Raw genomic sequence first — 20558 nt, forward strand, 5'->3', positions numbered from 1 at the left:
CATGGCCGCGACGATCGCCGGTCTCCCGCACACGATGCGCTACCGTGCCGACCTCGGAGTCCTGTTCGACTCCCACACCGGGACCTTCCACCGCTTGCGCAACGGAGTCGCCCAACAGATGGTCGCGCTGGCGTCTTCCGGTGTAACCAGGCAAGGCGTGATCGATGGGATCAGCCACCGATACCGCGTCGACCCCGCCACCGTCGCCGATGACTTCGACCGCCTCCTCCGCACGTTGGCCACGCCTGCGCCACCGAGCAACGAACACCGAGGGTCTCTCCTGGAAGTCGACAAACGGTTCGACGCCACCCTGGACTTCCCGTTGCGGCTGGAGATCGAGCTCACCGCGGTGTGCAACTGGAACTGCGGATTCTGCTACAACGTGTGGAAGATCGACCCGACCCTGTCCGACCACGACATCCGCCGCGTGGTGCGAGACCTGCCCGAGAAACACATCCCCACCGACCTCGCCAAAGCGATTCTCGACGAGTGCGTCGAGCGCGGCTGCTTCGTCATCCGCTACAGCGGCGGGGAAACCTTGCTGCACCCCGACGCCATGGACATCTTCAATCACGGCGGCCAACTCGGCCTGTATCAAGTGGTTTTCACCAACGGCCACTTCATCACCGCCGAGCGTGCCACCCGCCTCGCCGACGCGAACGTCCGCTGTGTGCTGGTATCGCTGCACGGTGACCGAGATCAGCACAACCAGCTCGCCGGGCACCCTCGCGCCTACGACAAGGCGATCGGCGCGATGCAGGTGCTGCTCGACGCGGGTATCAACGTGGTCGCCGAGCTCACCCTCGTGAAGGAAAACCTCGCCGGCGCTTTGGATGTCATCCGTGACGTGTACCGGCTCGGTGTGCGCGAGTTCGGCGTCATGCGATACGTGCCGACAGGCCGCCACGACGACCGCTACGGGATCCCGGTCTCGGTCACCCTGCCCATGATGCGCGACATCGACGAACTCACCGCCACCGAATGTCCCGGGATGTCGGTCGCGTGGCCGTGCGCGCAGAAGCTGTGCACCAGCGACATCGACACCCCGATACGCGCCGATGACCCCACCCTGGCGCTACGGTTCTCCCAGCTCGTCGGTCATTGCGAATCCGGGATGGTGTGGGCCAGCGTCAGCTACGACGGGCAGCTCCGTAACTGCCCTCACAGCAACGTCTACTTCGGGCGCCTCGCCGACCATCCGGTCGCCGAGCTGTGGCCCACGCTCACCGACCGAGTACACGCCGCGGTCGCTACCCGCGACAGCTGCTCGGGCTGCGCGGTCGCGGCAGCATGTCGCGGTGGTTGTCACTTGTCCAGTTTCTTCGCCCCGAAAACCACTATCGGCCTGGGCATACCCGCTGTGGGTGCCGCCTCGGCCACCCACACCGACCGATAGGATCACGCGATGGCCGACGACGCATCCTCCACGACAGGATCGCCAACGATCCTGTCCATGCAAGACGCGATCCTTCGTCTCCAGAACTATTGGGCCGGTCACGGTTGCGTGATCGCGCAGCCGTTCAACACCGAAGTCGGTGCGGGCACAATGAATCCGGCCACCCTGCTCAGCGTCCTCGGGCCAGAGCCGTGGAAGGTCGCCTACGTCGAACCCTCGGTTCGCCCCGACGACAGCCGCTACGGCGAAAACCCGAACCGCCTGCAAACCCACACCCAGTTCCAGGTCATCGTCAAGCCCGAACCGGGCAATCCGCAGGAGGTCTACCTCGGGTCACTGGCAGCGCTCGGCATCGACCTGAACGCCCACGACGTCCGATTCGTCGAAGACAACTGGGCACAACCGGCCATCGGCGCATGGGGGCTCGGCTGGGAAGTCTGGCTCGACGGCATGGAGATCACCCAGTTCACCTACTTCCAGCAAGTCGGCGGCCACAGCCTCGATCCGATTCCAGTCGAGATCACCTACGGCCTGGAACGCATCCTCATGTCCGTACAGAAGGTCACCCACTTCAAAGACCTGCTGTACGCGCCCGGGGTCACCTACGGTGAATTCCTCGGCCAATCCGAGTACGAGATGTCGCGCTACTACCTCGACGACGCCGACATCGGCGCCACCCGCCAACTACTCGACATCTACTCCCACGAAGCCGACCGACTGATCGAGCTGCGGCTGCCGATCCCCGCCCACAGCTTCGTCCTGAAAAGCTCCCACGCCTTCAACACCCTCGACGCTCGCGGCGCCATCTCCACCACCGAACGCGCCAAATGGTTCGCGACAATGCGCACCCAGTCCCGCGCCGTCGCTGGCCTGTGGGTCGAACTCCGCGAAGCCGCCCAGCATCCCCGCGGCGTCTTCCAACCTCTCGCCCTGGCCGAACCCGCAGTTGATCCTGCCGAAATCGCATGCGATGGTGGGCTTTTGGTATTCGAGATCGGCACCGAGGAACTGCCACCCCATGTCGTGGAAGCCACCGTCGGCCAGGTTGCGCGAGACCTGAACCAGCTGCTCGCCGCGACCAACCTCGACCACGGCCCGATCCGAGTGGACGCCACACCGCGCCGGATCGTGGTCCACATCGATGACGTCGCCGCTCGAGAACCCGACAGCACCGAACAACGACGCGGACCGAAAGCGAGCGCCGCATTCGCCGCCGACGGCACACCCACCCGCGCGCTCGAAGGCTTCCTCAACGCCCAAAACGCCACCGCCGCTGAGGTTTCCCGCATAGAGGTCAACGGGGTCGAGTACGTGGCCGTGGAAACCGTGCGCACCGGTCGCACCGCCACGGACATCCTCACGACGGTGCTCTCGCAAGTCGTGCTCGGGCTGCGGTCGGACAAGAACATGCGCTGGAACGACCCCGTTCTCACCTTCAGCCGCCCCATCCGCTGGCTGCTCGCACTCCTCGACACCACCGCGCTGCCCGTCACCGCTGGCGTACTTGCCGCAGGGCGCACCACCCGCAGCCACCGCCTCGCCGAACACCCCGAAATCACCATCGACCGTGCCGCCGACTACGCGGCCATCATGCGCGCCGAAGGCATCCTGATCGATCGCGCCGAACGCCGCGCCGTGATCATCCAGGCTGCAACCGAGTTGACCGACGAGCACGGCGGCACAATCGACTTCGACGCAGAGACCGACTTGGTCGACGAGATCACCGATCTAGTGGAAACCCCGATCGGCATCATCGGCTTCTTCGACAAGAAGTACCTGCAACTGCCCGAGCAAATCCTCACCACCGTCATGCGCAAACACCAACGCTACCTGCCGGTCCGCGACCACCACGGTGCCCTGCTGCCCACATTCGTCACCCTCGCCAACGGCACCTGCGACCCGGCGGTAGTCCGCGAAGGCAACGAAAACGTGCTGCGCGCCCGCTTCGAAGACGCCGCCTTCTTCTGGAACACCGACCTCACCACAACACCGGAACAATTCCGAGCCAAGCTCACCGAGCTCACCTTCGAACAACGCCTCGGCTCCATGGCCGACCGCGCCGACCGCATCGCCGCCATCGCTCGACAGCTCGGACAGCGAATCAACCTGCCCATCAACGACTCCGAGACGCTGGCGCGCGCAGGTGAGTTGGTGAAGTTCGATCTCGCCACCCAGATGGTCATCGAAATGACCTCTCTCGCTGGCACTATGGCCCGCGAATACGCCAGCAAAGTAGGAGAACCCCGCCCGGTCGCCGAAGCGCTGTTCGAAGCCGAACTGCCGCGCCACCACGCCGACCACCTGCCCGAGACACTGCCCGGCGCACTGCTGGCGATTGCCGACCGATTCGACCTGCTCGTCGCGATGCTGGCCATCGGCGCCAAGCTCACCGGCACCTCCGACCCCTACGGACTGCGGCGAGCAGCGCTCGGCATCGTCCAAATCCTGCGCGAACACCCCGAACTCGAAACACTCACCTACCGAGACGGACTCAGCACCGCCGCCGAAGTCCTCAGCGTCCAGGGCATCGCAGTCGACCCCACCGTGGTCGACACTGCGGAAGGCCTTCTCCGCACCCGATACGAACAGCGGCTCCGCGACGAAAACACAGCCACCGCAGTCATCGACGCTATCCGCCCGGCCGCCAGCAACCCGCGTCGAGCAGATGGGCTGCGCGTCGAGATCGAACAGGCTCGCAACGACTTTGGCTCCCAGTTCGCCGACATTGTCGAAGGCCTTCAGCGCATCGTCCGAATTCTGCCCTCGGGATTCGCCGTCGAGTATGACGCGAGCCAGCTGGCCGAGCCAGCTGAAGAGCGGTTGATGGAGGTGGTCGGCAATCTCGACCATGCCGCAGGGCAGTCGTTGTCGACCTGGGCGTCTGCCGCAGCACCCTTGGCTGCCGCTTTACGCGTCTTCTTCAACGACGTCCTCGTTATGGCCGACGAACCAGCCCTGCGTGCCGCGCGCCTCGGACTTCTCGCCCAGATTCTGAACGCTGCACCGTCCGGGATCGACTGGAAAGCGGTTCATTCGATGCGAACCGAGCACTCGGACGACCAACGAGTCGTGTCCGCAGGTGCTGCGGGCTGAGACTGTGCTGGCAACCTAGTGGTCAACGGTTCGGGACTTCGGTGACCTGCGAACCCGGTGCCCGTCCGGGGGGCGTCGATTCCTGCGTAGAACGTGGAAGCGCTTGGACAGCAACAACCAATCCGCAGAACAGGATCGCCAGAGTCGCTACTGCGACGAACGCTCGGCATCCGCGCTCCACGGACTCCCAGGGATTGGCCCCGGCTTTCGAGGCCACGAAAGCCGCCAGCAGGGCACAGATAACCGCAGCAGCAACCACTAGGCAGACTGCCAACCAGAACACGCTCGAATCGATCTTCATGAGACTCTCGCCACTCGCTGTGAACTACCCGTCTGAGATGACAAATCCACGATCAAACCATTATAGAGTTGCATAGTAGCCTACCCATTGTAGACTTGCATACATGGCTGGTGAGGTTCGGATGACACTACAGACGCTGCAGGTCCTACAGGTGCTGCTCGACGGGCCCGCGGAGCAGCACTATGGACTGAAGATCTCGCAGGCGTCGGGTCTGCCGACCGGCAGCATCTACCCGATCCTCACGCGTCTGGAGACTGCGGGCTGGGTGACGAGCGCTCGCGAGGACATCGACGAGTCTGCTGAAGGGCGTCGTCGGCGTCGCTACTACCAGCTGACCAACGAAGGCGCTACGAACGCTCGCGCTGAGATTGTGAAAGCCCAGCGGCGTTTGTCCACCTCGCCGATCGCGGATTGGCTCCAGACACCCCAGCCAGGCTGGGAGGTCTGATGGGCGACTACCTCTCGCGGCGAGCGACCGCTCTGTCTTACCGTCTGATCGCTGCCGCTGTGCTGTTCGTGCCGCCTATCGAGCGCCTCCGTTGGCGTGAGCAGTGGGACGCCGACCTTGACGATATCCGCAGGGAAGGTCTTCCGGTGCTGATGCCTGCTTTGCGTATGCTGATCGGCGCCCCGGCTGTCGGACGAAGTCTGCGCCGCGCGAACAATCAGATCGCCCTCGCTGAGCGACTGAACGGAAGCATCCCCTACGACGTCTACCTCAGCCATGCGAGTGGAGATAGCCGAGTGGCGGCGAATCTGGGGCATCAGATGATCAAGTTGGTGCCGCCGCGGAGCCGCCCCCGCAGGATGACGGTCTTCCGCGCTAATTCGGATCTCGTCGCCGACTTCGGACTCGCAGATGAGGTTGTCCGCGCACTGGACCGTTCGAATTGGCTGGTTCTGCTCGCATCGCCGAGATCGGCGCAATCGGCGTGGGTGAGCCGCGAGATCGAGTGCTGGCTGCAGAAGAAGGGGCCCGGCCGGATCCTTCTTGCCCTGACCGAGGGGGAGATCCGATGGGACGCCGAGACATCCGACTTCGACTGGACTGTAACGAATTCATTGCCCGAATCAATGTCGGGCGTGTTCGATCGCGAGCCGTTGTGGGTGGACCTGCGCCGCGTCGGTGAGTACCCGGACGTCATTTACCCCGGGTATCGGAATAAGCTCACCTCACTGTGTGCGCCGATTCATGGAGTGCCAAGAAGCGAACTGGCTTTCGAACAATTCCATCTACACTTCGTCACGGTCAAGACCCGCGCACAACATGCGAGGTCGATTGTCTTGATGTTGCTCGCTTGGGTCTTGACGTACGCCATGCTGATCGTGCTTGTCAGCCCTTTGGTGTGAAGTCTCGTGGGAAGTGTGCTGAGGAAGGGAACCAGTTGCTGCTGTCCAGCGTCTTATAGTGCAGAGGCGATCTTGGACGAGGAGGGGGAGGCAGTGTGTCCGATGACCTGCGGGTGGAAGTCGCGCGGATGCGGGCGGCGTCAGCGTTCATTGCCGATAAGGCTCGGGTGATCCGGGATGAGCTGAAGAAGCTCGATGACACGGTCGGTAAGGAACTGCTGGCTGACGGTTGGCGGGGTAAGGCGGCGTCGGCCTACGACGAGTCGTGGGTGGAGTGGAAGCAAGGCGCGGATGCGATCGTCGCGGCGCTCGATGATTCCTCGGCCAAACTCACCGAGGCGGCGAATGGGTACGAGGCGCAAGACACCGAGTTCGGTGACGCGGTCGGTCGTGCTGGGAAGCAGGTGTAGACGGTGGCTGAGGGTGACAGCTACACGGTGAATCTCGAGCAGCTCGACGACGCGATCGCGAAGATGGCGAAGTTCGGTGCCGATGTCGAGGGCTGGCTGGGCGAGGTCGATGCGCATATCGCCGATCTGCATTTGTCGTGGTCGAGCAAGGCCGCGACCGCGCAGCGTGAGGCCCACGATCGGTGGATGGCGGGGGCGGCGGAGATGCGGGAGAACCTCGAGGAGTTGCGTGAGGTCGCCCGAAAAGCGCACACGAACTACACGACGGCGATCAACACCAACGTAGAGATGTGGCCCTGATGGCTCCACCTGTTGTGGTGGACCCCCAGGGGTTCGCCAAAGCGGCGACCGAGTACGAGCGCGTACACAACACGCTGGTCAATGACGTCACCACCTTATGCAATCGTCTGGCGAAAGGCGGCGGCAGCGCGGGCTCGGACAACGCCGGGCGCAAGTGGGCCAAGGATTACGACGACGCCGCGTGGAGCACCGTCGATTCTCTCGGTGATCTCGCCCTGGCGGTCGGGCAGATGCACGATTTGCTCCAGTTCACCTCCGCGAACCATTCCAATGCGAATAGCCAGTCGGCACCCGAGCCGAATCCGAACGATCTGGTGTTTCCGCCGGGGACGCTCACGGTGTTTCAGCCGCCGGAGCCGCCGTATGCCTTCGGTGGCTCGGACCCCGAGCCGACCGGCTGGGATTTGGTCAAAGGCGCTGTGGAAGGCGAACTTTGGCCGAATGGTCACCCGGATGCACTGCGCCAGATGGGCGCGTCGTGGCGGGACATGGCCAACGGATTGCGGTTCATCGTCGGCATGCTGCCGCCACCGCGCAGCTTGATCGAGGCCCAGCAAAGTCCCGAAACACCGCAAGCGCTCGAGCAAGCCGACATCGTCAAGGGCCAGGTCGAGTCGCTGGCGACTGTGTGCGATGAGCTCGGGAACTCGTGCTACTCGTATGCGGGTTCGGTCGAGCAGACCAAGAACGCGGTCAAACGCGCGCTGATCGAACTCCTCGCACTGGTCGCAGTGGATCAGGCGTTCGGGTGGATCGCCGCACCGTTCACCGGCGGCGGATCGGCGCTGGCCGCCCAGGGCGGAATGGCGGTCGCTATCAGCATCTACGGCGCGCGTATCGCCACGACCATCCGCGCCTTGATCGGTTTGGCCGAGGTCGCGCGTATTCCGGTCGCTGTTTCGCAGGCGATCGCGCGTGGCAGCGAAGCGCTGATCCCGTTGCTGCGTGCGCGTCCCGCCCTCGCTGCTGCGGACGGCGCGGTCGCTCCCGGACCGTTCACGGCGTGGGCGAAGCTGCGCCGTCCGAACCTGACCGCGGACACCAAGCGGAAGATCATCGATGCCACCGACAAGTGGCGAAGACCTGGCGATACCACCGACGATTTCTATACGGTCAAGTCCGAGCCCGATATCAAGGTGCCGATCGACAAGAACTATGACGCGCACCCGGAGATCACCCAGCTGCCCAAAGATCCCAAGGGCCAGTACTACATAGACGAAGCCAACCAAGTGCGATACCCGGTCAAACCCGGCTGGGACTTCGGCCACAACTCCGGGTACGAGAATCGGAAGTACATCGCCGACGCGCAGACGAACGGATGGACACAGCAGCAACTGGACGACTACGTCAACGCCCACCCCGAGCGGTTCCATGTCGAAGACTCGACCGGGAACAGATCCCACCGAAGGGAAACGAAGTAGATGACCCAGCCAGACGAATGGGGACGCACCCCGCTGCACTACGCCGCCCTCGAAGGTGATCTCGACGCCATCGAGCGCCTCCTCGCGACCGAGGACGTCAACGTCCGCGACGCCGAAAACTGGACACCGTTGCACTTCGCGGCACAAGAAGCGAACCCCGCTGCGGTCAAACTCCTGCTCAACGCCGGCGCCGACATCGACGCCTTGACCGACAAGGGCATGCCCGCCATCTATTGGGCCGCCACGGCGACCGGCGGTGACCCCGTGGCCACGATCCGCGTGCTGCGCGCCCGTGGCGCCGATCCGAGGCGGGCAACGATCGAAACGTATTTCGGTCCCAAGAGTCCGCTGCACTTCATCTCCGAGACCACTAACAAACCCGATATCAAGGCCGAGTTCGCGGATCTGCTCGATGAGTGAGGACGTCGATGTCGACGCTGCCGTCGAGGAACTGAAGGTCAAGGCCAACCAGGCACGGGCAGCGTTGGCAAACATCCGTGGCACCGGGACCGCGGGCAACGGCACGATCACCGCGATCGTCGACTCGGCCGGGCACCTGCGGGATCTACAACTGACCCGCGATGCACTGCGTTGGGGAACCCGGCTCGCCGCGATGATCCTGCAAGCCACCGCCGCCGCCGAGAAAGACGCCACCGCGCAAGCCGAGCAAGCCATGCGCCCACTCACCGCCGACGCGCGCGTGGCGGCCGGACTCCAAACGATGCGAAAGACGTTCGGGCAACAGGAATCTCAGGACCAGGCTCGGCGACAGATGACCGAGGACGAGATCCAAGCGGCCGACGACGAGTTCTTCGAACGGCGCAACCGGTACGGCTGGAACACCTAGCGTCTTGAGCTAGACCGACTACGATTCGAATATGTGTTCGGGTGATGGTGAGTGGGTGCCGATCTTCGAGCTCGACGGCCTGGTTGTCCCGGGCGACGGCACCCAGCTGCATCGCGCAACCCATGGTTTCGCTCATTCGAGTCCGGTGTTCTGCCGAAATCGTCATCGACAAGGACCCAACCGCACCCTCGTCGGCTGGCAATCCTGCATTGCCGTTGATGGTGGGCACCGCACTTACCTCTGCCGAACCTGTGGAGACACGATCTACGTGCCGACCGTTGGCCCGCAATGTAGTCACCGTGATTTCGACGGCCGCACGCCATCTACTCGCACCGCGGTATCCGCCGAGGACGATGCGCCGTCACGATCTGCCACTGACGATGCTGATATCGCAGAAGCGCCACGTACAGCTGATCCCGAAGACAATCCGGATCAAGACCGCGTTCCATAAGCACATCCCGTACACACACCTCGTCCATGCTCACTTCGACGCCGACACCATTGCTGCGGTTCCTACAGGCGAGGTGGTTGTCCCACTGGTGTCCAGCATCTGATCATATTCGCGATCTCTGGACTCCCGGCCCGGTCTTGGCGGCCTGCCCGAGGCTGTTTGGTTGTGCGAAGCGAAATCCCGCTACGGATTTGTTCGGACACCGAAAAGCGGCAAACACTCCTCCAGTCCGGCAACCTCCACCGGTACACTTCGACGGGCTTCCCATCGAGCGCGGGTGAGTCGCAACCGTCGCAGCACCGTCGGCTTTCCCCGCACCGCGCGCACCTCGACACCGTCTTGCTCGTACCCGAGTTTGCATGAGACCTTGTACGATCCCACGTTGTCCTCAAGCGCGCCCGATACCGCCGAAGTGGCTCCGAGATGGGCGAAGGCCAACTCCAGAACCGCAGCCCTCATCTCCGTTCCCATCCCTTGGCTGTGGTGGGTCCGGCCGAGCCAGGATCCGGTGCTCACCTCAGAGCAGACTGCGAAGTCCTTCGCACTGATCGACTGCGTACCAACCATTTCCCTGTTCCGAAGCACAACAAAGTTGAGCGTCCACGCATCGACCTGCCACTCGGCCCAGCATCGCCAGTGCCATCGCAGTACCCTCTGCGCGCGTTCGTCCGGTCCAGCATCCGTCCACCCGACCGTAAACGGCTGGACCGCCGGGTCGTGTACTCCATCAGCAGCCAGCCCTGCAAGTACGCCCAGGTCCTCCATGTTGGGCATCCTGAGCTCCAATCGCGGTGTCCGCATCTGCAATCCGGCCAGGGGCCAATACGACATCAGACTCATGCCAGCCATCATGGTCACCCTCATCCTGGTCGGCGGCCCGCACACCAAACCTCTCGGTGTCTCCGATGCCGGGACCGCCACGCGGCCGGTCACGGTGCTGGTCGCCGACGCCCGCCATCACATCCATATCCTCCGCGCCCGGCCAGCACGGCGAAGTCAGGCGATAGACCGAATCGCGGTGTGGTGCTGCCGGGAGGCCCGCTGCGGATACGACGGCACCGACTTCAGCACCCTGGCCACCGAGAAGAGACCGCCGCCCGAAGTCATTTGGGTGTGTGAGGCGATTTTCGGCACGTTGTGCACCAGTGCATTGGTGCATGCATATTCCGTCGGATCAGAGGGGTGCTCTTTCATGTTCATGATCTCGCACCGACGCCTTTCCGTCCCCAGTCGCCGCGGCGGCGGCCCTCTGCTGGAGGTTGGGCACACATTGCCTCGGTTGGTATTGGGCAATCGTGACGTTCCCGCTGTCTCGGCCTCAACAGTAGGCAACCCGGGCCGCACGTCGAATGCGTCGGACGGACCGCTGATCGGTGCATGGACCCCACAGATCCTCGGCGGCATAACCAATCCGCCCGGGGGCACGCCCCCGGGCGGCACAGGGCCGCGTGAAGACGGCTCGGTCAGGGGCGGCTTGAAGATTCCGGTCGTATCGAGGGCTAATTGTTCCGCGTCCGGATTCGCATCCGCTGATCTGACGGGAACACGACTGTGAAGCGTGAGCAGCGTTCGCGCGCCTTCCCAAGAGCGGAACCACCCCCGGATGCGGTGCCAAGTGTAGATCTCTCGGACGCGGAGCTGTCCGAAGCTGAGACACCCACAAAGCCGAGCGCTGATGCGCCGCGAGAAGAGTGGCTCCGGTGGCACCTCCGTACCAGGCCGTCGAGAAGTCGCCAGCACTATGACACGGTCGCGCGCATCCTGGACGGCTTCGAACACCACGACGGACTGGCCAGCTGACTACCGCCACACGACCTCGTAGCTGTCTGAACCCCGCTTCTGTTTGCCGCGCCCAACGGGAAAGATAATTACCGCTTGAATCTCTGAGAAGAGGATGTTTCTTCTCTGCTGCAAGTCGTAGCCGCCATCCTCAGCGCGCTTGCCCCAACGTTCCCGTCGTTCGGCGGAATTCTCGGATGGCCGTGCGTGGGCTGCTTCAAATTCCTTCTTTGATTTTCGCAGCTCCTTGACCGTTTCATCAAGAGACGGTGCTAAGCGATAAAACTGCTCATTCGATATCTGGCGTCGGGTCCACCTTGACTCAAAGTCATCTCGCGTCTGTTCGGCAATGGCAAGCTCCTCCTCTCGCTCCCAGGGAGGCAGGTCATCGCTATCGCCCACCTTCTCGTCGAGGGCGAGAAGTACCAGGTCGGAGATCTCCTTTTCAATCCAACTGCCCAGCACGCTGGTTCCTGCGCACCCGCCGTCAGCCTTCGGCCTACACGAGTAGCGGTGCTTGGATGGATTGTACGAATCAGGTGCCGCGCGCATGACGGTGTTGCACCGTCTGCCGTCAATTAGCTTGCCGCATCGGAGTAGGCCAGATAATTCGTATTTTCGTGCTATGACTGGTCGGGCGTTCTTTGTATTTCCGCCGGGGAGTCGCTCCCGCGGCCAGTAGCGTTCGGCAACCAACTCCCATTCCGCGGGGGTGATGATGGCTTCCCATTGTCCGATGACTTGCTGGCCGTCCTCGTCGCAGAATACTCTTCCGTCGAGGATGCGCAGACCCGCGTTTCGGGGATTGGATACAATCTGTTTGACAGTTTGCGCCCGCCAAGGTCCGCCTTTCGCAGTTGGGATTCCGGAGTCGGCGAATATCCTTGTGATCGTGCCCCATGACTTTCCCTCGATGCATGCCTCGACGGCTGCACGGATCAGGTTGGCCTCTTCAGGCACTATCTCGATCCTGCCGTCTTCTACAGGCAGGTAGCCGAACACGCGTCCGCCCGTGTGAGCGACGCCACGTCGCGCTTGGCCCTCATGCCAACGGCGGGTACGGCCCTTGCGTTTACGATTCTCGCCCATCATCATCGCGACTTCGACGAGCCCAATTATCTCGGCGTTCTCGGAGTACAGATCTTCGGTGCCGAAATCGTCCGCGAACACCCGACCGGGTTTGGCTCGGAATGCCTCGATAAACCTTTGCCACTGGATGGGCGTTTTGTAGATTCGGTCGTTGTCAACCGCGATGACGCCGTGGACGGGGTAGCCGTCTTCAGTAAAGCCTCGGTGCAGGTCTGTCAGCATCGACTCGAAGTCTGGTCGGAAGTCATCCTTCGACGCACTCAGATCGTTGTCGGTGTAGCGCTTGACGATGACCACGTTCTCCCTGCGGGCGATGGTTCGGCCGGTAGCGTGCTGGTTTTCTACGCCGACGGTGCGCTTGCGGTTGTCTTGTCGCTTCCCCGAAAGGTTGCTGATGCGGGCATAGCAGATGACGCAGATGGTGCCAGCGGGGAGCTCCGCAGGCCGTGGGAGGTTCGGTGGCACCCCACGCTCTTCAAGATCAAGTTTCGCCAGAAGTTCGCTGTTCGGATCGTTCGCCATCGTGGTACCCCTCACCCAGTTCGACAGGTCTAGGCTGACTGGCATGGGCAGATTGAGCGACGCGTCGTCGCCCTACCTTCGTCAGCACGCCTCCAATCCTGTGGACTGGTGGCCCTGGGGAAAGGAGGCGATTGCTGAGGCACAGCGGCGGGACGTACCCATTCTTTTATCTATCGGGTATGCATCCTGCCACTGGTAACCTTAGCGACTTAATTGGTGTCACGTGATGGCGCACGAGTCGTTCGAGGATGCGGCTACGGCCGAGGTGATGAACGCGAACTATGTGTGCGTCAAGGTGGATCGGGAGGAGCGGCCCGATCTGGACGCGGTGTATATGAATGCGACCGTGGCGATGACGGGGCAGGGTGGGTGGCCGATGACGTGCTTCCTGACGCCCGAGGGGGAGCCGTTCTATTGCGGGACCTATTACCCGAAGGTGCCGCGTGGGGGGATGCCGTCGTTCACGCAGTTGCTCACCGCGGTCGCCGATACCTGGCAGAACCGGCGCGAGGAGGTGCATCAGGCCTCGGCTCAGGTGACGGAGGCGCTGCGGGCGCAGGCGGCGGGGCTGCCGGATGCGGACCTGACGATTACCGCCGAGCTGCTCGATCACGCTGCGGCCGCGGTGCTGGGGGATGAGGACAAGCAGTACGGCGGTTTCGGTGGTGCGCCGAAGTTTCCGCCGTCGGCGCTGATGGAGGGGTTGCTGCGCGGGTACGAGCGGACCGGCGATCATGCGGTGCTCGATGTGGTTTCGCGTACAGCGGCGGCGATGGGGCGTGGCGGTATCTACGACCAGCTGCGTGGTGGGTTCGCGCGATACTCGGTCGACGCGGGCTGGGTGGTGCCGCACTTCGAGAAGATGCTCTACGACAACGCGCTGCTGTTGCGCGCCTACGGCCATCTGGCGCGGCGCACCGGATCCGAGCTCGCGCACCGGATCGCCAGGGAGACAGCGGAATTCCTGCTCGACGATCTGGGCACCACCGAGGGCGGGTTCGCCTCCGCGCTCGATGCCGATACCCATGTCGAACCGGGACAGCCCGGTATCGAAGGCGCTACCTACGTGTGGACGCCGGGTGAACTGATCGGTGAGCTCGGGCCGCTCGACGGCGCCTGGGCCGCGGAACTTTTCGGCGTGACGACGGCGGGTACCTTCGAACACGGCACCTCAGTGCTCACGCTCTACCGCGACCCCGACGACGTCGCCCGCTATGAGCGGATCCGATCGGCGCTGCGGGCGATTCGCGACAAGCGCCCGCAGCCCGCCCGCGACGACAAGGTGGTCACCGCATGGAACGGCATGGCCATCACCGCGCTGGCCGAGGCGGGAGCCGCACTCGGACAGGATGATTGGGTATCCGCCGCGGCCCGCTGCGCGCATTTCCTGCTGACCGAGCACGTGGTCGACGACCGCGTCCGCCGCGCCTCGCTCGGCGGCGCGGTCGGCGCATCGACCGGGGTCCTGGAGGATTACGCCTGGTTGGTCACCGGCCTGCTCGCACTGCACCAGGCGACCGGTGAGCTCACCTGGCTGCACAACGCACAACGCCTGCTGGACAAGGCGATTCAGCATTTCGCCGATCCTGATGCCTCCGGCAGCTGGTTCGACACCGCCGACGACGCCGAAGCGCTGGTCACCCGGCCACGCGACCCCGTCGACGGCGCAACCCCTTCCGGTACCTCGGCCCTCGCCGAGGCCTTGCTCACCGCCGCGGCGCTCAGCGGCACCGACCAGGCGATCCGCTACCGCGACCTCGCCGACCGCACCCTCGACCGCGGCGCGGTGGTCCTCGCCCGTGCCCCGCGCTCGGCGGGCCACTGGCTCACGGTCGCGGAAGCGGCGCTGCGCGGCCCCTTGCAGGTCGCCATCGCCACCCCGCCCGGCGACGAGGACGGCGCCCACCTGCTCGCCACCGCCCGTGCCGTCGCCCCCGGTGGGTCGGTAATCCTCGCCGCCGCACCGGATTCCGCTCCCTTACTCACCGACCGCCCCCTCCACGACAACACCCCAGCCGCCTACGTCTGCCGAGGCTCCGTCTGCGACCTTCCCGTCACCAGTACCCCCGATCTCCGCATCTCCCTCGACCGCCGCTGAACGGTGGTGCGGTCGAGCAGGATCAGTGGAGCGGCGGCTGCGGCGAGGCCCGCGCCGATCAAGTAGACCGAGGTGAGGGCCGCGCCGTTGGTGAGCATTGCGGCCGCCGGCACCGGGGTGATGCTGAACGAGATCATGTACGCCGCGGTGGTCAGGATGGTGATCGCGAAGATGCCCCACAGCATGCCCATGATGTGCCGGAGCTCGTCCGGTAGCGCGGCCGGGCAACCAACGAATGAGCGGGCTATTCGGTTGCGGCAGTGCGGATTTCGGTGACACCACTGCGTGGGGTGTCGGGGGTCGCGATGGTGATGGCCGGTTCGGCGGTGGCGCCGTTGGCGGCGGCACTCGGTCCGGTGTCGCCGACGTCGGTCCAGCACGGGGTGGGTTCCGGCATACCGCGGAGTCGAATGGTGTCGTAGAGGGTCCATTTGGCGCGCTCGTGGACGGCGGCGGCGTCGATGACGGCCCCGCTCACCAGGATTCGGCGTGGCACCTCCTTGGCCTCGGTGGTCAGGCGCGCCGCTTCGTTCACCGCGTCGCCGATGACGGTGAATTCGAGTCTGGTGTCGGCGCCGACATCGCCGGCGAACACCAGGCCGTGCGCGACGCCGATGCCGATATCGAGCTCACCCACCGCCACCACCTCGTCGCGGATGCGGCGGGCGGCGCGCAGGGCGGGGGTCGCGTTGTCGCGCAAGGCGATCGGCGCGCCGAAGATGCACAGCGCCGCATCGCCCTCGAACTTGTTGACCAGCCCGTTGTTCTCCTCGGTGGCCGCGACGACGGTGGCGAGTAGCCGGTTCAGCTTGGCGACGAACTCCTGCGGCGACATGGCGGTGGACAGCTCGACCGATCCGGTCACGTCGACGAACAGCGCCGAAACCGTCCGGACATCACCGGTCAGGTCGACGCCACCGGCCAGCGCCCGCTCTGCCACCTCGTTGCCGACGTGCCTGCCGAATACATCGCGCATCCGCTCGCGCTCCTGCAGATTCGCCGCCAATTCGTTGACCGAGTTCTCCAGCCGTCCGATCTCGCTGGTACTGCCGACCGGTACGCGTACGTCCAACTCGCCCTTGGTGATCCGGTCGAGCGCCCGGCGCAGCGTGCGCATCGGCGCGGCGACGGCGCGGGCCAGGAACGAGGTGGCGAGCGCGCCGACCGCGATGCCGACGACGGCGAGGTAGATACCGGTGCGAATGCGGTCGTGCTCCTCCGCCGCCGGATCGGCGAGTACCACGATCAGCATGAGCAGTGGCATCGCCCCGGAGACGGCCCAGGTGACCACGACTCGGACGAGCACCGAAGAACTCCAGTGCATGGTCGGGCCGAGCACGCCCGCCACCACGGGAATGGTCGGCCGGATGAGCCGATCGACGATCAGGAAGGTCAGCGCCGCCGATTCCAGTGCGCCGAGGGTGAACAGCGCCGTCGTCACCGCCGGATCGTTCTCGCGGGCCAGGTGCGAGAACACCGCGGCCGCGATGATCACACCGGGAATCCACAGCGCCAGTGCGCGCGCGGTGATGGCGATCGGCAGCCGCAGCAGCCTGCGCGCCTCGTCAGGGGTAGGCCTGCGTCCGTCGTCGAGCCAGCCGAAATAGCCCTTGCGGTCGCGGACCGCGAGCAGTACTCCGGCGAGCAGGCCGAGCATCGGATAGATGCCGACCACCGCCATGGCGCGCAGCCAGTGGGGACCGAGCCTGCCGAGGAATCCGTTGAGCCACAGCTGAGTGACGATCACGGCGAGGCCGCTGAAGTTGGCGGTGATCACCACCGCGGCCAGTCCGCTGCGGGCCCGCAGCGCCCAGACAACCATCCGGGTGATGGTGAAGTTGGTCCACTCGATCACGATGCTCGCCACCGGTTCCGGCGCACCGACCGCGGCGGGCGCGGCAGCGAGTGCCGTGCCTTCGCCGGGTTCGGCAGCGCGGTGCTGCCGAACGCAGCGATGAGGAACACGAACGAGCAGCTTAGAACCCACGCGTGCGTCGACATCGCTTTCGCGTCGATCCGATGGTGCATGTCGGCGAATTCACCGTCCGCCGAGGCGCCGTGTCCGGCACGGCCGAACTGCATAGCGGCTACGCCGACGTCGGCGGTCGGGCGGCCGCGAACGGCGTGATCGACCCGTGGCGGTGCGAGATGCGGCCGGTCGCGGATCGTCGTGTGTGTCATCGGATGTCGCCCTACTTCGCGAAACAGCTGGTCTGTCGACTCTATTGCCGACAGCGGCGAAATGCGGGCCGACCGGTTCGCTAGCGCAGCACGACCAGCCAGATCGCGACGTAGTGACAGAGCGCGGCCACTACCGTCGCGGCGTGGAAGAACTCGTGGTGCCCGAAGACGGTCGGCCACGGGTTCGGCCACTTCGTCGCGTAGAGGATGGCGCCGACGCTGTACATCAGCCCGCCGATGACGAGCAGGATGAGCGGCGCGATACCGACCTGCGCGTGCAGCTGTCCGGCCACCGGCACGATGGCCCACCCGAGCAGCAGGTACAGCGGCACCCCGACCCAGCGAGGCGCGGTGGGCCACAACAGTTTCAGCGCGACCCCGGCCAGCGCACCGGCCCAGACCACCGCGAGCAGCGTCTGTCCGGTGCGCCCGGGTAGGCCGAGCAGCGCGAACGGCGTGTAGCTGCCCGCGATGAACAGGAAGATCATCGAGTGGTCGGCCCGCTTCATCCTGATCCTGGCCTGCGCCGTGGCCCAGGTGACCCGGTGATAGATCGCGCTGATCCCGAACAGCAGGCAGACGGTGAGTCCGTAGACCAGGGTGGACCATCCGGCGGTCTTGGAATGCGTGCTCGCCGTGGCGACCAGCACCAGCACCGCGATCGCCGAGACGCCGACCGCCCAGGTGTGGATCCAGCCCCGCATGCGCGGTTTGATGCCCGCGACCAGGGCGCGACCGGATTCGACCGGGTTGCCCGGTTCGATCGGGTCGTCCGCGAGGGCCGCGTCCGCGGCGCCGGCCGATTCGGGCACGAGCAACCTCCCAGTGAAACTCTCCAGTAACCTACGGAACCGTAGGTTGGGCTCCGTCGACCACTGTACCGGCAATCGCGGCAGCTGCCTGGATCGTGCTTCTCGAGCGTAGGGTTGGTCGCCGTGGAGTTTCCCCGTCCGGTGCGTGGTCTGCCCTATCGCATCTACGAGGCCAGGCTGTCCAAGCAGCTGGCAGGCAAACAACATCCCCGCCACGTCGCGGTGATGTGCGATGGCAATCGCCGCTGGGCGCGGGAGAACGGTTTCACCGATGTGAGCCACGGACATCGGGTCGGTGCGCTGAAGATCGCCGAACTGGTCGGCTGGTGCCAGGCCGCGGGCATCGAGATGGTCACCGTCTATTTGCTGTCCACCGAGAACCTGCAGCGCGACCCGGACGAGCTGGAAACGCTGTTCGAGGTGATCACCGATGTCGTCGAGGAACTCTCGGCGCCGGAACAGAATTGGAGTGTGCGCATCGTCGGCACGCTCGACGGTTTTCCGGAGCTGATCGCCAAGCGCCTACGCACGGCCGCCGAGCGCACCGAGGGGCGCGACGGCGTGCACGTCAACGTGGCGGTCGGCTACGGCGGCAGGCAGGAGATCACCGACGCGGTGCGTTCGCTGGTGCGCCAGGAGATCGCCGCGGGGGAGACCGGCGAGGATCTGGTGCAGTCGATCACCGTGAATGCGATCGGTCAGCATCTCTACACCTCCGGTCAGCCGGATCCCGATCTGGTCATCAGAACCTCCGGCGAGCAACGGCTTTCGGGCTTCCTGCTCTGGCAGAGCGCATACTCGGAAATATGGTTCACCGAGGCATATTGGCCGGAATTCCGCCGGGTGGATTTTCTGCGCGCCTTGCGCGACTTCGCCGCACGCCATCGGCGTTTCGGCATCTGAATCACGACCATTCGCGTACCTTCCGGTCTGTGGACCAGACACCACCGCCGGACAGTGAGTACATCAGCTACGAGGAGTTCGGGAAGCGCTTCCTGGCGTACGCGGCCACCGAGGAGCGGATCGCCGGCGCCTTCGGTCAATTGACCGGCACCGCCTTCGATTTCGGCCCGATCGGGGTCGGGCCCGGCAAGCTCGCCAAGGCCGGCGCGCAGGTGCGGTTGGGCGCGCCGAGCGTGCGCCGCTACGTCGACGAGTTGATCTCGTTCGAGCTGATCATTCCGCTCGACGTGGACATGCTGATCGACCTGCTCATCGATCAGCACCGGTTCGACGTCGACGGCACCATCCATCTGCACCTCACCGCGCGGACCGCGGAACCGCTGCGCGTGGTCATCGATATCGCCGAACCGCGCCCGAGCGATGTCCGGATCAATGTCGCGACCGACACCGTGCGCGGTCAGTTGCTACGCATCCTGGCCAGCGTCGATCAGGAGATCCGCCGCTTCGTCGCGCGCTATATCGCCAAGGAGATCCGCAAACCGCATATCGCCGCGGCGCGCGATATCGATGTGGCGACCCGCCTCGACGCGGCCTGGCAGCTATAGCTTGCGCAGGCGCAGCCGGTTGATGCTGTGGTCGGCGTCCTTGCGCAGCACCAGGGTGGCGCGCGGCCGGGTCGGCAGGATGTTGTCGACCAGGTTGGGGCGGTTGGTGTTGTTCCAGATCTCCCTGGCCGCGGTGACCGCTTCCTCGTCGGTGAACCGGGAGTAGTGGTGGAAGTGCGCGTTCGGATCGGCGAAGGCGGTCGAGCGCAGTGCCAGAAACCGCTGCACGTACCAGTTTTCGATGTCCTCGATGCGCGCGTCGACGTAGATGGAGAAGTCGAACAGGTCCGAGACCATCAGCCGCGGCCCGGTCTGCAGCACGTTGAGACCTTCGACGATGAGAATGTCGGGCTGGCGCACGCAGTGCAGCTTGTCGGGCACGATGTCGTAGGAGATATGCGAATACACCGGCGCGCATACTTCGGCCGCGCCGGATTTCACCTCGGTGACGAAGCGCAACAACTTGCGCCGGTCATAACTTTCCGGAAAGCCTTTCCGGTGCATGATGCCGCGCCGGGTGAGTTCCGCGGTGGGATACAGGAATCCGTCGGTTGTGACCAAATCCACACGCGGATGGTGATCCCAGCGCGCGAGCAAGGCCTGCAGAACGCGCGCCGTCGTGGATTTCCCGACCGCGACACTGCCCGCGACGCCGATCACGAATGGCACCTGCTGATCGGGATGTTTCTCGCCGAGGAACGTCGCCGTCGCGGCGAAAAGCCGCTGGCGGGCGGCGACTTGCAGGTGGATGAGCCTGGCGAGCGGGAGGTAGACCTCGGCGACCTCCTCGAGATCGATCTGTTCGCCCAGGCCACGCAGGCCGATCAGTTCTTCCTCGGTGAGTACCAGGGGAGTCGACTTGCGCAGTGTCCGCCACTGCTTACGGTCGAATTCCACATAGGGACTCGGCTCGCTCATTCGTGCCACTTACCCGACGCTCCCTCGAGGCAAACACGGACATAGGTCTGACGTGTACAGGTCTGACTGAGGCCGCATGGCT

General features: G+C 64.7%; 20 protein-coding genes and 1 pseudogene. 13 read left to right on the plus strand and 8 right to left on the minus strand.

Features of this window, described 5'->3' with window-relative positions; all coding sequences use genetic code 11:
• Nucleotide 1: 1 nt before the first annotated feature.
• The 10 genes from ACIG5A_RS31815 (at nucleotide 2) to ACIG5A_RS31860 (ending at nucleotide 9569) form a co-directional block, all read left to right on the plus strand.
• Nucleotides 2-1396, plus strand: coding sequence for a radical SAM protein (locus ACIG5A_RS31815; RefSeq protein ID WP_397246827.1), 1395 nt, complete (start codon nucleotides 2-4; stop codon nucleotides 1394-1396).
• A 57-nt stretch (nucleotides 1397-1453) separates the two neighbouring features.
• The gene (locus ACIG5A_RS31820; protein ID WP_397246829.1) at nucleotides 1454-4489 is read left to right on the plus strand and encodes a glycine--tRNA ligase; all 3036 of its coding nucleotides are present in this window, start codon (nucleotides 1454-1456) and stop codon (nucleotides 4487-4489) included.
• Nucleotides 4490-4893: 404 nt separating this feature from the next.
• On the plus strand, nucleotides 4894-5238 hold the full coding sequence (locus ACIG5A_RS31825; protein ID WP_397246831.1) for a PadR family transcriptional regulator: 345 nt from the start codon (nucleotides 4894-4896) through the stop codon (nucleotides 5236-5238).
• Nucleotides 5238-6140, plus strand: coding sequence for a hypothetical protein (locus ACIG5A_RS31830; RefSeq protein WP_397246833.1), 903 nt, complete (start codon nucleotides 5238-5240; stop codon nucleotides 6138-6140). Before ACIG5A_RS31825 ends, ACIG5A_RS31830 begins: the two co-directional genes overlap by 1 nt.
• A gap of 95 nt (nucleotides 6141-6235) precedes the next feature.
• Entirely contained in the window at nucleotides 6236-6550 is a 315-nt protein-coding gene (locus ACIG5A_RS31835) for a WXG100 family type VII secretion target (RefSeq protein WP_397246835.1), read from the plus strand.
• A gap of 3 nt (nucleotides 6551-6553) precedes the next feature.
• Nucleotides 6554-6850 carry a WXG100 family type VII secretion target gene (locus tag ACIG5A_RS31840; RefSeq protein WP_397246837.1) on the plus strand — a complete coding sequence of 99 codons (297 nt, stop codon included), beginning with the start codon at nucleotides 6554-6556 and terminating at the stop codon, nucleotides 6848-6850.
• The gene (locus tag ACIG5A_RS31845; RefSeq protein WP_397246839.1) at nucleotides 6850-8271 is read left to right on the plus strand and encodes a GH-E family nuclease; all 1422 of its coding nucleotides are present in this window, start codon (nucleotides 6850-6852) and stop codon (nucleotides 8269-8271) included. The genes ACIG5A_RS31840 and ACIG5A_RS31845 overlap by 1 nt, the downstream gene beginning before the upstream one ends.
• Entirely contained in the window at nucleotides 8272-8691 is a 420-nt protein-coding gene (locus tag ACIG5A_RS31850; RefSeq protein WP_397246841.1) for an ankyrin repeat domain-containing protein, read from the plus strand.
• Nucleotides 8684-9118 (plus strand): YbaB/EbfC family nucleoid-associated protein, encoded by a 435-nt coding sequence (locus tag ACIG5A_RS31855; protein ID WP_397246843.1) that lies wholly within the window; start codon nucleotides 8684-8686, stop codon nucleotides 9116-9118. The genes ACIG5A_RS31850 and ACIG5A_RS31855 overlap by 8 nt, the downstream gene beginning before the upstream one ends.
• 55 nt (nucleotides 9119-9173) lie before the next feature.
• On the plus strand, nucleotides 9174-9569 hold the full coding sequence (locus ACIG5A_RS31860) for a hypothetical protein (protein WP_397246845.1): 396 nt from the start codon (nucleotides 9174-9176) through the stop codon (nucleotides 9567-9569).
• 183 nt (nucleotides 9570-9752) lie between these two features.
• Here the strand turns inward: ACIG5A_RS31860 and ACIG5A_RS31865 are convergent, their stop codons facing one another.
• The 3 genes from ACIG5A_RS31865 to ACIG5A_RS31875 all read right to left on the minus strand — a co-directional run bounded on the left by ACIG5A_RS31865 (nucleotide 9753) and on the right by ACIG5A_RS31875 (nucleotide 12959).
• On the minus strand, nucleotides 9753-10409 hold the full coding sequence (locus ACIG5A_RS31865) for a GNAT family N-acetyltransferase (protein ID WP_397246847.1): 657 nt from the start codon (nucleotides 10407-10409) through the stop codon (nucleotides 9753-9755).
• A 156-nt stretch (nucleotides 10410-10565) separates the two neighbouring features.
• Nucleotides 10566-10769, minus strand: a complete 204-nt coding sequence (locus ACIG5A_RS31870; RefSeq protein WP_397246849.1) for a hypothetical protein — start codon at nucleotides 10767-10769, stop codon at nucleotides 10566-10568.
• Between the two features lie 600 nt (nucleotides 10770-11369).
• On the minus strand, nucleotides 11370-12959 hold the full coding sequence (locus tag ACIG5A_RS31875) for a recombinase family protein (protein WP_397246851.1): 1590 nt from the start codon (nucleotides 12957-12959) through the stop codon (nucleotides 11370-11372).
• Between the two features lie 43 nt (nucleotides 12960-13002).
• On the opposite strand from ACIG5A_RS31875, the pseudogene ACIG5A_RS31880 reads away from it, so the two are divergent.
• Nucleotides 13003-15057 (plus strand): annotated as a pseudogene (locus ACIG5A_RS31880) (thioredoxin domain-containing protein).
• Here the strand turns inward: ACIG5A_RS31880 and ACIG5A_RS31885 are convergent.
• The 4 genes from ACIG5A_RS31885 to ACIG5A_RS31900 all read right to left on the minus strand — a co-directional run bounded on the left by ACIG5A_RS31885 (nucleotide 14979) and on the right by ACIG5A_RS31900 (nucleotide 17942).
• The gene (locus tag ACIG5A_RS31885; protein ID WP_397246853.1) at nucleotides 14979-15248 is read right to left on the minus strand and encodes a hypothetical protein; all 270 of its coding nucleotides are present in this window, start codon (nucleotides 15246-15248) and stop codon (nucleotides 14979-14981) included. The pseudogene ACIG5A_RS31880 and the gene ACIG5A_RS31885 overlap by 79 nt on opposite strands.
• Nucleotides 15249-15301: 53 nt before the next feature.
• Nucleotides 15302-16912 carry an adenylate/guanylate cyclase domain-containing protein gene (locus tag ACIG5A_RS31890; RefSeq protein WP_397246855.1) on the minus strand — a complete coding sequence of 537 codons (1611 nt, stop codon included), beginning with the start codon at nucleotides 16910-16912 and terminating at the stop codon, nucleotides 15302-15304.
• On the minus strand, nucleotides 16909-17238 hold the full coding sequence (locus ACIG5A_RS31895; protein ID WP_397246857.1) for a hypothetical protein: 330 nt from the start codon (nucleotides 17236-17238) through the stop codon (nucleotides 16909-16911). The genes ACIG5A_RS31890 and ACIG5A_RS31895 overlap by 4 nt, the downstream gene beginning before the upstream one ends.
• Nucleotides 17239-17318: 80 nt before the next feature.
• Nucleotides 17319-17942, minus strand: a complete 624-nt coding sequence (locus ACIG5A_RS31900) for a hemolysin III family protein (protein ID WP_397247967.1) — start codon at nucleotides 17940-17942, stop codon at nucleotides 17319-17321.
• Between the two features lie 222 nt (nucleotides 17943-18164).
• On the opposite strand from ACIG5A_RS31900, the gene ACIG5A_RS31905 reads away from it, so the two are divergent.
• A complete protein-coding gene (locus ACIG5A_RS31905; RefSeq protein WP_397246859.1) occupies nucleotides 18165-18953 on the plus strand; it encodes an isoprenyl transferase in 789 nt (262 codons plus the stop codon).
• A 29-nt stretch (nucleotides 18954-18982) separates the two neighbouring features.
• Complete coding sequence (locus ACIG5A_RS31910; RefSeq protein ID WP_397246861.1) at nucleotides 18983-19558, plus strand: hypothetical protein; 576 nt, start codon at nucleotides 18983-18985, stop codon at nucleotides 19556-19558.
• Here ACIG5A_RS31910 and coaA read toward each other — a convergent pair.
• Nucleotides 19553-20485, minus strand: a complete 933-nt coding sequence (gene coaA / locus ACIG5A_RS31915) for a type I pantothenate kinase (RefSeq protein ID WP_397246863.1) — start codon at nucleotides 20483-20485, stop codon at nucleotides 19553-19555. The genes ACIG5A_RS31910 and coaA overlap by 6 nt on opposite strands.
• Nucleotides 20486-20558 lie beyond the last annotated feature (73 nt).

It is taken from the genome of Nocardia sp. NPDC052566 (assembly GCF_044547285.1).
Taxonomy (GTDB): Bacteria; Actinomycetota; Actinomycetes; order Mycobacteriales; family Mycobacteriaceae; genus Nocardia.